Source organism: Wandonia sp. (genome assembly GCF_984588085.1).
This window is the reverse complement of record NZ_CFIGVI010000032.1, coordinates 20,967-34,369: the sequence shown is the minus strand read 5'-3', so window position 1 is coordinate 34,369 and position 13,403 is coordinate 20,967. Positions and strand designations below refer to the sequence as shown.

Genomic DNA, 13,403 nt, shown 5'->3' with positions numbered 1-13,403 from the left:
TTCAAAAATTACAAAAATCAATGGCGATTTATTTAAAATTGAATCAAACAGGATCACGTATTTTTAATGACTATGAATACCACCAAATAAGCAAAAGCACCAAAAATATTATATTTGATAAGGCGTCTTTGCCTATTCACAAACCATGATACAACATTTTAAGACGACATTATGAACCGACACATATCGACATTATTCATTTTAATTGGACTTGCTGGTTGTAATAATAATCAAACGACCAGAACGGAGAGAGAAGGGGAGCCGACAATTTATTCAGTTACTGACAACGACACTGAAATGAATGAAGCAATTACTACTGCCAACCAGACACTTGATAAATTTAACTCGGCATTAATGAGTTCTAACCCGGACTTTAAATACTTCGCACTTAAAACACGATTCAAGACTACGAATGGCGGAGAACACATTTGGGTAAGCAACATTTCGCTCAAGGACAATAAATATTATGGCGTTGTAGACAATTTGCCCGAATCAACTACAGACGTAAAAATCGGAGACACAATTCAAATCGTGAACGAAAATATTAGCGACTGGATGTATATTGACAATCAAAAGTTATGTGGGGGCTTTACAATTCGACTATTAAGAAAACGTATGACAGAGACTGAGAGAAAGCAATTTGACGCCGTAAATGGACTCATCATTGAAGACTAAAAAACGTTGCATAACAGCACCTACAAGAAGTTGGTGATCCAATGGTTAAATAATACAAGAAAATCATGGATTTCACGCTACCAAATGATTAACTTGTATTTTTTTATCAGATACTAGCGGAATTACTTAATCCTCCTTTTTTTGTGATGGATCTTTAAGTACGACCTCCGTTTTTTTCTTTTGTCTGTTGCCGGAATTGTTTTTGGGTTTGGATCGATTGGAACTCCCTTGTTTCTTTTTCCGGGAAGGGAGTTTCCACTCGGGTTGAGGACCTAATTCTTCCGGAATCGGGAATCGCTCTATATCCATTTCAATCAGACGTTCGATTTTATTCATTCGGATCATGTCCTTTGGATTGACAAGCGTAATTGCCTCGCCTTTGGTATTGGCTCTGGCAGTCCTTCCTACCCGGTGGACGTAATCTTCCGCATCATAGGGGACATCATAGTTAATGACGAGATTAATGTCCTTGATGTCAATTCCACGACTTAGGACATCTGTAGCCACTATGATACGGATGCGTTTTGAGCGAAAACCTCTCAGCACCTCTTCTCGTTCTTCCTGATCAAGATTGGAAGAAATGCCACGCGCCTTGAATCCATTTCTTAGTAGTCCGCGGGTAATCTCAGAAACTTTACTTTTACTGGATGTAAAGAGAATAATACTGCTATAATTTTCTCTTTCTTTCAAAAGATAATTCAGTAATCCTTGTTTTTGTTCATCAAAAGTAAGGAAAACACGTTGCGTTACTCCCTTTGCCGGTTTTGAAACAGATATAGTAATCTCTTCCGGTTCATGTAGTAACGTATTGGCAAGCTTACGGATTGAGTCAGGCATGGTGGCACTAAACAAAATATTCTGTCGCTTTTTGGGGAGATAAGAAATGATTTGGTTAATGTCATCGCTAAAGCCCATGTCCAGCATACGATCTGCTTCATCCATTACCAGATGTTCTACTTTTGAAAAGTCAACATACCCCATTTTCAGGTGAGAAAGAAGTTTACCGGGAGTAGCAACGATGATATCCGTGCCTTCCTGTAATGCCGCTTTTTGCTCGTTCCAGTTTTTGCCGTCTCCTCCTCCGTAAATAGCTTTTGATCCAACTGAGATAAAATAGGACAACCCCTGAATTTGCTGCTCGATCTGAACAGCTAGTTCCCTTGTTGGAACAATTACCAGTGTATTGATAGATAAATCTTCTTTTCCGACTAATTTATGTAAGATGGGGAGAACAAAAGCTGCTGTCTTCCCTGTCCCTGTTTGCGCACAACCAATAAGATCTTTTCCTTGCAAAATGGCAGGAATTGATTTTTCCTGTATCGGAGTGGCATTTTCGAATCCCATATAATGAATTGCTTCAAGCAGTTCGGGATTTAAACCTAATTCTGTAAACTTCATACGCTGTAAAGATAATGAATTTCCAGTCGCCTGAAATGAATTAATAATCAATGGGCAGATAGTGCTTTTATTTCCCGGAAAAAATCAGTACTTTGTTAAAAACAAAAAATCAAACAAGATGAAATACATTACGTTAGTTCTATTCATAATTGTATGCACAGCTGGGTTCACTCAACAGGAGTTTGTTGTCGAAAAAGGAAGCTATACACATGAGAAAGGACTCCGGAACGCAATACATGTTAAACTGGAACCAGAAGCAAAAGAGGTTTCCGGTGAGTTTAAATCCTTTCTGAAAGATAAGCATGATATTCGGCTTAAAGGAAGTTGGAAAGAAAGAAGGTTTGAAGAAACAATGGTCAAAGAACTGTCGGACTCTCTGGTGAATGCTTATTTTATTTTCAAAGAAGTTACAGGAGGTACAGAAGTGTTTGTTGTGATGAAATATCCGGAAGGAAAATACCTTACGACAGTTGAAGAATCGAAAGCATTTGCCTATATGGAAGAAGTGATGCACGAATTTCTTCGGGGCTATCTTCCCGGGTACTATAATGAATTGATAGAAGAGACCAATAAAGAGATAGGAGAACTGGAGAAAACCATTCAGTCCACTGCGAAGTCTATTGAGAAAAATGAAAAAGCAATAGAAAAGAATAAAGAAAAAATAAGAGATCTGGAAGATGATATCAAAGAAAGGGAACGCGAAAACGAAGACCTGAGAAAACAGCAAGGGGCAGCAGAAAAAGTAAATACAGCAGAAAAAGCCCGTTTACAGGAACGAAAAAGTAAGCTTGAAGGAGCAAAAAGTAAATTGATAAATTTTAAAAATTAAAACTTTTTTCAGCAATTACTCCATTTACAGAGGTCATTCGCGCGTAATAAGTCCCGCGTGGAATTTGGGAAGCTTTGTAATGAAAACGTAAGGAAAGCTCTCCGGGAGGAAATGACTTATCGGAAAAGAAAGTCCGGAGTGTTTTCCCTGATTCATCATAGATGGCAAATGTAATAATGGTAGATGTTGACATGCTCCAGTCAAAATCTCCGTTGATTTCTGCACTCGACCAATTATAAACCTCAGTACTGGGAAGCTTTGGGTTATAATGGTCAGTAAGTTGATTGTTAGCTGTATTGATATGAGTTGTCTGATACCAGGGATCTGAACTGTTTTTCAATTCAGCTACATATTTTCGGAGTTGCTTCTCATTCTCATTATTCGTCTGAATCCAGGCAATATCATGATCGTTGGAAAATACCCAGATAGCCGTCTGCCCGGAATGGTTGAAGATTTTGTTCGTGTTGATATACTGAGAACATTTAAGTAAACCGCCTGTGGCAACTTTTCCCGGAGTATAACCTATGGCATTTCCCGGGCTGAAATCTTCTGATTCAACACACATACTCATAAGCTGATGGGTTACTGGTTTTCCGGGATGTATTGCAAGCAATTCTTCTCGTACTATAATCAGATTTTGTCGCGGATCTTCCGAACAAATAAATAATTGTCCTGGAGGAATTACAATATCAAGAGAGGAAGAGGAGGTGTTGGTAATTGTGATGTCCAGTAAACCGTCATTGACTCCCTGCCCGTTACTTGTTACAACGACATTGATCTTTTTAGCGGAGATCGCTTCCGTTAGAGAAAGTGCTGGTAGTGCAGAGACTGGAAATACTATTGAGATGGCAACGATCAGATTTTTCATGGGATGGGATTGATTGTTGATTGCATAACAGTAAAAAATGAGAAAGGTTACAAAAAATCAGAGAAGGCATTCTTATTTGGAGGGATTGGGAAATACAAAGGATTTATTCTAATTTTGAATCCGCATGATATTTTTGGAATCAGATAGAATTGACAGGGAAAAATGGGATGATCTGGTACGGGAGAAAGGAGAACACTTTTTTTCTGACAGAAGATACCTGGATGCAGTTGCGGAAAACTGGGGAGTCTATATTCTTGATGATTACAGAGGAGCAATCGTTATTCCTTACCGCTATAAACTTGGATTCAGATGGGTGTACCAACCTGATTTTTATCGGGCAAGTGAATGGTTAGGCGAGTGGAGTCAATCGGAAAAAGATCGCTTTTGGTCTGTTTTGAGAGCCGATTTCAGTGAAGGATACTTTGCGCTTGAAGATACAGAGAGAACTGATTCGGAAATGCTTTACCAAACTATTCTTCCGGATGATAACTTCAGAAGTTCATACAATAAGCTTGCTGGTCGGATGATTAAGAAAGCAGAAAACAGTACACTTGAATTTACGTCTCAGTTGGAGAAAGAAGATTTTTTTCGTCTGATTCTGGATGAACTTTCTGAAAAAACGGGTGCATGGAATCCGGCAGCGCAAAGTCGATTTACCGATTTGGTTAAAAAATTCTCGGATACAGGAGATTTGGAATACTATGGAGCTGTTTCCGGTGGTGAGTTAGTAGGAGGAATCATTGTTCTGGCACGAAATAATAGAAAAATGTACCTGAAAGGTACGGCCAGGGAAAGAGCCAAAAAGTCGGGAGCTATGTATTGGCTGATGGACAAGGCCATTGAAAATGCCGTAAATCAGAAGTGTATATTTGACTTTGGAGGATCCAGGATAGAAGGCGTTCGTCGTTTTAATACAAACTTTGGAGCACAGGACATACAATATAGATTGGAAGAGTGGTCTACTTCTCCTTTCTGGTTCAGAGCTGTTCGTAACGTTCGTAATACATGGAAAAAGATAAGAAAGTAGTTGTGCTAACAGGAGCTTCCGGTGGAGTAGGAGCTGCATTGTCTGTATTTCTGGCCGAAAAAGGATACCGGTTAGCATTACATTACAACGAACATGCGATAGACAGTGTTCAGGAAGGGGAGGATGTGCACTACTTTCAGGCGGATCTGAGAGATCCAGAACAAATATCGGCAATGATGGATGCTGTTCTTGCTGTTTATGGCAGAATAGATATCCTGATTAATAATGCCGGAATATCGCGAAACGGAATGTCATGGAAATTAGATGAGGAAGATTGGAGCGAATCAATTCTAATCAACCTCACAGCACCTTTTCTACTTTCTCAGAAAGCAATTCCGGTGATGCGTTCTAACGGATGGGGAAGAATTATTAATGTGTCATCAGTTGTCGGGCAGACTGGATTTATTGGTACATCAGCTTATGCGGCATCAAAATCAGGCTTATTCGGTTTGACAAAAACAATGGCAAAAGAATTGGCTGTATTCGGTATTACTGTTAACAGCATGGCTCTGGGGTATATGGATACGGGAATGATTACAGGTGTATCGGAAGAATTACAGGAAGAGATTAAGAAACAAATACCCCTAAAACGTCTGGGGACTACAGATGTTATTACAGCGGCAGTAGAATTTTTGCTTTCTGATGGAGCAGACTATTACACAGGACAAACACTCAACCTGAACGGAGGCTTACACTAATAGAGGTAAGCGAAACCATCTTAATCTTATTTACTACATTTTCGCTGAAAAATCAGATGAAATCAAAATGAGATAACCCCGACCTAACGTAAAAATAGGGGTAAATATTTTGATTGAATTGAAAAAAAACTTAAATTGCTCAATAACTGCTTTTTAGGTTCTAGTACCTACAAGCTAAACTACCTTACGTATGGAAACCTTTACACAAATACCTTTGAGGATATATTCCTCATGTATTCCTCCATAGTTTTGTGATTTACCTGATCTTTTTGAGTAGCCCTGACTAAGCTTTAAACTCAGAAGGAGAAAAAATCTAATAGACCGATTATTAAACAGTCAGAAGTGATTTTTTTTTCACAAGACACAACGCAACTGAATTATGAAAGAAGCTAACTTTAAACCAGACATATCGGGTTGGTTAAAAAAACGATTGACACCCGGTATATGTATTACCTTATTATTTCTGGGAATAACCAATTTGCTGAAATCCCAGCAGCAGTATGCAACAACTATTATTTCTGAATCTTATGTAACCAGTTCAGGACACAGTGTAGACGCTAATCCGGCTACCTATTCCGAACTCGAAGCAAGCTCAGGAGTTATTATTGGAATCGGAGGATACTCATCAGATATCGAAATGGAGTTTCCTGCACTTGTTCCGGCAAATCAAACAACTTTTGTACGTATCGAAACAGATGATGATATCCTGTCAAGTCTATTAGGAGGGACGCTAGGAGACTTATTGTCAACAGTAGGTGGAGTAGCACTGATCGGAAATCAGGAGTTCTCTGTTGAGGCGAAGAATGGTGCAACAGTTGTATTATCCGGAAATTCGACGAATCCGGTAAGCTTTTCAGGAGAACAACTGAAGGTGGTTTTAGATGCAAATAATCACACGTATCTGGCTATTACGCCCGGTCAACCCTATCAGAGTATCAGAATCAGTAACCATGTAGGTAGTCTGATAGGATTGGGAGTGAAAAAGCATATGAAAGTCTGGGACCCGTATTATGTTGTTCAGGGAGCGAGCTGTATTCAGCCTCAGTTTACTTCTTATGACGCAGCAGGTATTTCACTGGAGGTTTTAAACCTCGGAGGAGGTGTAAACGATTTGGAAAGAGCAATTGATGGAAATTTGATGTCGCATTCAACACTTTCGTTGGGAGTTGTGGGAGTAGCCTCAAATATTACGCAACGAGTATATTTTGAAGGCGTTTCACAATCTACAGATATGTTCGCAGTGAGGCTGGGAGTAGACCCTGCCGTTTTAGCGATTACACTGGGAGAGGGAATAGAGATCAGTACAAGAAACGGAACCAACCTCGTTACAACGGATCAGTTGACTGACTTGGCAACACCGGCTGATATTGCAGCTATGCAAAGTGGTCAGCCAGCGACGTTATACATTTCACCTAATGCCCCGATAGATAGAATTGTGGTCACATTAAACGGTGTCCTGAGTGTGGCAGTAGCACAAACACTGGATGTGTTTGAAGTGTATAAAATTTCTCAGTCTCCGATCTTCAATGTGAATAGTTCCGACACGATAATTTGTACAGGAACAGTAGCAAATCTGGTATCCGATGCAGTTAATCCGTCAGATGAAATCAGATGGTATGATGATAGTACCGGGACAACACCTATTGCGATTACAGGATCAGGTGTGCCTTTTACAACAGGATTGTTGTATTCGGATACCACTTTCTACGTAGCATCTGGAGTTCCGGGCTGTCCGGGTGAATCGCTTCGGATTCCGGTTGGTGTAAAAGTAATGCAGGGACCCGATCCTTCGAATATTTCTGTTCCCGTAGATCCGCAATACTGTGCGGCAGATGTTGTAGATCTGGGAGCTTCGAGTACTTCAGGAGTAAATTTTCAGTGGTATCTTACCCCAGATGGAACCACGCCTGTTGTTTCAGGTCAGCAGACAGGAAATCATACATTTATCATCCCGCATAGTGACTCAATATCTATCTCCGGGTTGACAACGGCTGATTCTCCTTTTACACTATATGTTGCTGTGCAGGACACGGTTACCGGATGTTGGAGTTCCCCCGGAGAATATGCTTCGGTTACGATTACGATCATTGATGAACCGGCTCCTACAACAACTCAGCTAACACAGTCATTCTGTGCCGAAGAAATGGCCACTATTATGGATTTACAGGTGAATGAATCCCCGCTTAATTGGTATGACGCTCCGGTCGGAGGAAATTTACTTACATCCGGAACCTTACTGCAAAATGGAACGAACTACTATGCAAGCTGGTTAGGAGGAGTATGTGAGTCTTCTCAGCGTTTGGAAATTGGAGTGGTGATTCAGGATGAACCGGTACCGGTTACAACTGATCCGCAGCAGCATTTTTGTGCGTTGGATAATGCTACAATTGCAGACTTGATTGTAACCGGTACTTCTATTAACTGGTATGATGGAAACGGAAATGCATTGCTCCCATCAACGAGTCTTTCGGATGGAGAAACCTATTTTGCCACAGAACAAGGAGCCGCTTGCGAAAGTTCGGATACATTAATGATTACAGTTTCAGTATCCGATCTTCCGGCTCCGACAACAGATGCCACACAGCAGGAGTTTTGTATAGCAGACAATCCGACAATAGAAGATATCCTTGTAAATGAAACAACATTGGTGTGGTATGATGGAGGAGGAAATCCTATTGCTCCGGGTACACCACTTACAGATAATACCAGTTATTACGCGGCTTTAGTGAGTCCTAATTGTGAAAGTACAGATCAACTGGAAATATTCGTGACTTTTGAGCAGGTGGCAGCACCAACAACGGATGAGGAAAATCAGGTGTTCTGCGCTCCGGATAATGGTTCTGCTGTGCTAACTGTAGCAGATATCCATGTTAATGAAACAAATATTGTATGGTATGACGCTCCTACAGGAGGTTCGGTTGTTGATCCTTCCACACCACTTACACATGGGGATATTTATTATGCTGCACAGGTAGGGAACTCATGTGAAAGCACTTCCCGGCTTGAAGTAACAATAGCTATTGAAAATCTTCCTGCTCCAACAGCTTCAGAAACAACACAGAGTTTTTGTACGGCATCTAATCCGATTGCCGCAGATATTGAAGTCAACGAAACCAATGTCAATTGGTATGATGCTGAAGGAAATCATATGACAGAGACAAGTGAACTACATAATGGAGCAACGTATTACGGAGTGACTTCAAGTGCACATTGTCACAGTAACGATTCTCTGGCAGTAACCATTATGATTGAAGATATGTATGGGGCAGAGGTAACAGGGCAGTTAAATGGCATCTGTATTACAGATACGATTGAATACTCAGCTCCTGCCGGAATGGATAATTATGACTGGAGTGTTGTTGGTGGAACAATAGTAGCCGGTGGAACATCATCGGATCATAGCGTTTGGGTGGTTTGGGAAAATGCACCTGTAACAACAATTGAAGTCGGATATGGAACCGGAACCGGTTGTACAATGAGGATGGAAGAAGCTGCCGTAGCTTCCTCGGTTATTTGTTCGGATCTTGAAGTAGAAAAAACAGTGAGTAACCTGAATCCTTTTATCGGAGATGAAATTGTGTTTACGATCACAGTGACCAATACCGGTCAGGATGAATTTTCTGAAATAGAGGTGAATGAAGTTATTCAGAGTGGATTTACGTACGTTGAAGATGAAGCTACTCACGGGAGTTATGATGTGGTAAGCGGTATCTGGACAATCGAAAACCTGGGGGCAGCGGAGACAGCTGTCTTGCTGATAACAGTTACTGTTAATGCAACAGGAGATTACAGCAACATTGCATCTATTGTTCCCAATGGAACCATTGATGATACAGATCCGGATAATAATAGTTCCGAAGTTATTGTAGAGCCAAGCTGTCTGACAGTTTACAACGAAATTTCTCCGAATGGAGACGGGGTGAATGATGTACTTTATGTGGATTGTATAGAGCAGTTCCCGAATAACTCAATTATCATCTTTAACCGCTACGGAAATAAAGTGTATTCCGTTGAAGGGTACGAGAATGATTGGGGAGGAGTAGCGAATGTCGGAGGTGTTGTTGGCAAAGGAGAACCACTACCAGCCGGTACCTATTATTATCTGTTGAAGGTAGAAGATGAAGAGTTCGAAACTTCAGGATGGATTTATATCCTGAGATAGTACAAACAGACAAAAGATATTCGTTATGAAAAAGACAATATACAGACAGTTTTTAAGTGCCTGCATGCTCTCACTATTTTGGAGTTGGGGAATTAAGGCACAACAGCAGGTTCAGTTTACACAATATATGTATAATACTATGATGGTAAATCCCGCTTATGCCGGAACAGGAAGTAAGTTGGATGCACTGTTTATTCACCGTTCGCAGTGGGTGGGGCTTGATGGAGCCCCACGTACTCAAAATGTAGGAGTAAACGGAGCTGTAGGTAACATACTTGGTTTGGGACTGAACTTTATTAATGACAGGATTGGCCCGTCCAATCAGGCATTTCTTACAGCAGCGGTATCGGCTCGTATTCCATTGAATGAAAAGTTGAGACTTTCAGTGGGACTGAACGGAGGTATGGATTTTATTAGTGTCGATTGGTCGAAAGGACAGGCGCAAAATCAGAATGATGATGCGATGATGCAAAATAATATCCGGAATCGGGTGAGACCTGTAATTGGAGCGGGCGTGTACCTGTATGCTGATAACTGGTATTTTGGTGTGTCTTCCCCTACTTTTATTCAAAGAGATAAATACGGCGACTGGAATGAGGCTTCCATAGATAACAGGGTACATTGGTATGCTATAGCAGGATATGTATTTCGGGTAGGAGAAAATGTCAAATTGAAACCGGCTATTCTTGCTAAAATGGTGAAAGGAGCGCCTCTTACCATTGATGCGTCTCTGAATGCTATGTTTAAAGAGCAGTTTACAGTTGGATTGGGGTACCGCTATCATGATGCTATGGCGTTATTATTGGGATACACATTTAAGAAAATGTTATTTCTTGGGTACTCGTATGATATTAACCTGACAAAACTGAGAGGATATAATTCAGGCTCGCATGATATCATATTGCGTTATAATTTGTTTGGTAAAGAAGCAGGAGCACGATCACCCAGATTTTTTTAGAACTAATACAAAGATTACATTATGAAAGGTTTAATTTACACATTGATTTTTCTATTCGTACCAGTTCTGATAAAAGCCCAGGATTATGGTCAGGCGGATAAAGAATATGCCATGCTGAATTATGACAAGGCTATTTCCGGGTACGAAAAATATATTTCCAAATTAAAAAAGAGGAGTCCTGATGGCAAGGTGTTGATTAATTTGGCGAACAGCTATTATATGGTCAAAGATTACTCCAATGCCAGAAAGTACTACAGTCAGTTGTATTCGATGTATGGAAATGGTTTGGAGGAAAAACTATTCATTCGAATGATTAGTTGTATGAAAGCTGCCGGAGATAATGAACGTGCAGATGAACAGCTGAAATCTTATTATTCGGGAAATCAGAAGCGAATAAAAATGATGGGCTTCCAGCGAAATCAACTGGACTCACTGGAGACAGAGTACAATAATGTCGTTAATCTGAGTGTGAATAGTGATAAAGCTGATTTTGGAGTAGCACTTTTCAGAAATGAAGCTGTTTTTGCATCTGCCAGAAACCCTGAAGGAAAAACAACCGGAGAAGGAGAGGCATATCTGAATTTGTACATAGCGACAAGAAACAGTAATAATGGGCAGTTGAGTAATCCGAAAGAGTTTATGTTGGAAGTAAACTCAGATTATCATGACGCTACATTAACATTCAGCGAATCGTCCGGGTATATATTTTTCTCTCGTAATTTCCTGACAAAGAAAGAAAAGTTGGATGCAGATAACGGGGAGGTGTCGAATGTGATGATTATGAAGGGAAAAGTTATGGGAGATCAACTGACAGAGATTGCTCCTTTGGAATTCAATAGTAAAAATTACAATTGTTCGCATCCGTTTGTAAGTCAGGACGGGAAGTTACTTTTCTTTGCTTCGGATATGCCGGGCGGGTTCGGACAGAGTGATATTTATGTAGCAGAGCTATTCAATGATGGAAGTACAGGGACACCAATTAATTTGGGGGAAATGATCAATACTCCGGGCGTTGAATTATTTCCCAGCTTATCGGGAGACACTTTGTTTTTCTCTTCTGATGCTCATTATGGCTTTGGAGGATTGGATATCTTCTGGTCTAAAATGGCAGGTACTACTAATTTTTCCATTCCTGAAAATTTGGGAGAGCCGATCAATAGTAACCGGGATGACTTTGCTTTTATCCGGTTGAATGACCGTACGGGGTATCTTAGCTCTGACCGTGTAGGAGGGAACGGAAATGATGACATCTATTGGTACGATATGAAAATCGTCGAACAATTCATAGATTACAGTGGATTGGTTCTTACAAAAGGGAGTGATGTCCCGGTTCCGGGAGCAAAGGTAAAAGTGTATGATGCCTTCAATGACCTGATTGCCGAATTTGAATCGGACGATGAAGGGAACTTTGAGGTTTCGTTGCCTTGTAATAGTCAGTTTAAAGCTGTATTTAGTAAACCGGAGTATAGTACGGAGACAGTTGCGATTTCCACACCGGAGAAAGCCGGAGAATCAAAAGACAATGATGTACGACTGACCAGTTATTCTTCGCTTGTTGAAAAAGACGGAGATATGGAAAAGATCAAAGTGGATCCGATCTACTTTGAGTACAATAAATGGGATATAACACCCCAGGCAGAAACGGAACTCAATAAAATTTTGTTCGCAATGGAGAAATTCCCGAACGTAAAAATTAAGATTGAGTCTCACACAGATGCAAGAGGATCAGATAGCTATAACCTCAAGCTCTCTGATAACAGAGCGAAATCAACAATGGATTACCTGATTTCTCAGGGAGTAGATCCGGATCGTATCGAAAGTGCTACCGGTTATGGAGAAACACGCCTGAAAAATAAGTGCCGTAACGGAGTAAAGTGCTCGGAAGAAGATCATTTTGTAAACCGTAGATCTGACTTTATAGTAATTAGTAAATAGTGTTGTGTAAGTTGATTGTGGGAAAAAGGGCGGCCGGTAAAGGCTGCCCTTTTATGTATATCGCAACTATTGTACTTGTGTAAGTAAAGTGAAAAATGAAATAAAAAGCGTATTTTTAATTCTGATTCAAAAAAAAGCTGAACATGATAAAAAGCATTTTTTTCCTTTTACCGGTGGCACTGGTTTTGTCCTGTGGCAATTCGAAAGAAAAAGAAACTTCTGCCGAATGTGTAGAAAAACTGAAAGAGGATTGCATCTGTACAATGGAGTATAATCCCGTTTGCGGATGTAATGGTAAAACATACGGAAACGCCTGTTCAGCCCAGTGTCATGGTATAACAGAGTACACGCAGGGAGAATGTCCTTAATTTTTCCCCAGAATACTTTTCCATTTCGGGTAATGATAGAGGATCACCAATAGTGTAACCGCCAACGGAATTCCCGTTTCAACCAGTTCGTGCGGACGATTGTCAAGAAACGCATGTAGCAGGAATATTGTAAGGATAACCGGCATTAAAAGAATTCCTCCCGCCAGACGTGTGCGTGGGATAAGAAGTAATATGCCCGAAAATACCTCAAGGAAACCAATGATTTTAGTGAATCCTGATTGACAAAGAGCGGAAATAACATTTCGGTATTCCAAAGGAAGTGTACTGTCAGGTCCGTAAACTTTACACTCTGATAAAAAGTGCTTGTTCACTCCTTTGTAAATAAAAAAAAGTCCGAGAGCCGCACTTAGTGCGAAAATAACATAGGATAAATACTTATTCATAAAAAGGTTGTTTTAAGAAATCATAACCGGATACAAGAATAAGTAATTCTGAAATGCGAAGCCAGTGAGGTAAGTTATTTT

General features: G+C 40.3%; 11 protein-coding genes. 8 read left to right on the top strand and 3 right to left on the bottom strand.

Annotation, left to right across the window (positions count from 1 at the left end):
• The first annotated feature begins 171 nt into the window (after window positions 1-171).
• Window positions 172-675, top strand: coding sequence for a YegJ family protein (locus AC4PL9_RS11460; RefSeq protein ID WP_491604891.1), 504 nt, complete (start codon window positions 172-174; stop codon window positions 673-675).
• Between the two features lie 126 nt (window positions 676-801).
• Here AC4PL9_RS11460 and AC4PL9_RS11455 read toward each other — a convergent pair whose 3' ends face one another.
• Window positions 802-2,073 carry a DEAD/DEAH box helicase gene (locus tag AC4PL9_RS11455; protein WP_491604890.1) on the bottom strand — a complete coding sequence of 424 codons (1,272 nt, stop codon included), beginning with the start codon at window positions 2,071-2,073 and terminating at the stop codon, window positions 802-804.
• Window positions 2,074-2,191: 118 nt separating this feature from the next.
• Here AC4PL9_RS11455 and AC4PL9_RS11450 point away from each other — a divergent pair, with 118 nt between their 5' ends.
• Entirely contained in the window at window positions 2,192-2,902 is a 711-nt protein-coding gene (locus tag AC4PL9_RS11450; protein ID WP_491604889.1) for a hypothetical protein, read from the top strand.
• On the opposite strand, the gene AC4PL9_RS11445 is transcribed toward AC4PL9_RS11450, so the two are convergent.
• Window positions 2,892-3,770 carry a hypothetical protein gene (locus AC4PL9_RS11445; RefSeq protein ID WP_491604888.1) on the bottom strand — a complete coding sequence of 293 codons (879 nt, stop codon included), beginning with the start codon at window positions 3,768-3,770 and terminating at the stop codon, window positions 2,892-2,894. The two genes, AC4PL9_RS11450 and AC4PL9_RS11445, sit on opposite strands and share 11 nt — an antisense overlap.
• A 124-nt stretch (window positions 3,771-3,894) precedes the next feature.
• Here AC4PL9_RS11445 and AC4PL9_RS11440 point away from each other — a divergent pair, with 124 nt between their 5' ends.
• From AC4PL9_RS11440 to AC4PL9_RS11415, 6 genes are all read left to right on the top strand, one after another.
• Entirely contained in the window at window positions 3,895-4,797 is a 903-nt protein-coding gene (locus AC4PL9_RS11440; RefSeq protein WP_491604887.1) for a GNAT family N-acetyltransferase, read from the top strand.
• Window positions 4,776-5,495 (top strand): 3-oxoacyl-ACP reductase family protein, encoded by a 720-nt coding sequence (locus AC4PL9_RS11435; RefSeq protein ID WP_491604886.1) that lies wholly within the window; start codon window positions 4,776-4,778, stop codon window positions 5,493-5,495. The genes AC4PL9_RS11440 and AC4PL9_RS11435 overlap by 22 nt, the downstream gene beginning before the upstream one ends.
• Before the next feature lie 379 nt (window positions 5,496-5,874).
• Window positions 5,875-9,657, top strand: coding sequence for an Ig-like domain-containing protein (locus tag AC4PL9_RS11430; protein WP_491604885.1), 3,783 nt, complete (start codon window positions 5,875-5,877; stop codon window positions 9,655-9,657).
• Window positions 9,658-9,682: 25 nt separating this feature from the next.
• Window positions 9,683-10,615 carry a PorP/SprF family type IX secretion system membrane protein gene (locus AC4PL9_RS11425; protein WP_491604884.1) on the top strand — a complete coding sequence of 311 codons (933 nt, stop codon included), beginning with the start codon at window positions 9,683-9,685 and terminating at the stop codon, window positions 10,613-10,615.
• A gap of 21 nt (window positions 10,616-10,636) precedes the next feature.
• Window positions 10,637-12,550 carry an OmpA family protein gene (locus AC4PL9_RS11420; RefSeq protein WP_491604883.1) on the top strand — a complete coding sequence of 638 codons (1,914 nt, stop codon included), beginning with the start codon at window positions 10,637-10,639 and terminating at the stop codon, window positions 12,548-12,550.
• A 143-nt stretch (window positions 12,551-12,693) separates the two neighbouring features.
• Window positions 12,694-12,918 (top strand): Kazal-type serine protease inhibitor family protein, encoded by a 225-nt coding sequence (locus tag AC4PL9_RS11415; protein ID WP_491604882.1) that lies wholly within the window; start codon window positions 12,694-12,696, stop codon window positions 12,916-12,918.
• Here the strand turns inward: AC4PL9_RS11415 and AC4PL9_RS11410 are convergent.
• Window positions 12,915-13,322, bottom strand: a complete 408-nt coding sequence (locus AC4PL9_RS11410; RefSeq protein WP_491604881.1) for a hypothetical protein — start codon at window positions 13,320-13,322, stop codon at window positions 12,915-12,917. The two genes, AC4PL9_RS11415 and AC4PL9_RS11410, sit on opposite strands and share 4 nt — an antisense overlap.
• Window positions 13,323-13,403 lie beyond the last annotated feature (81 nt).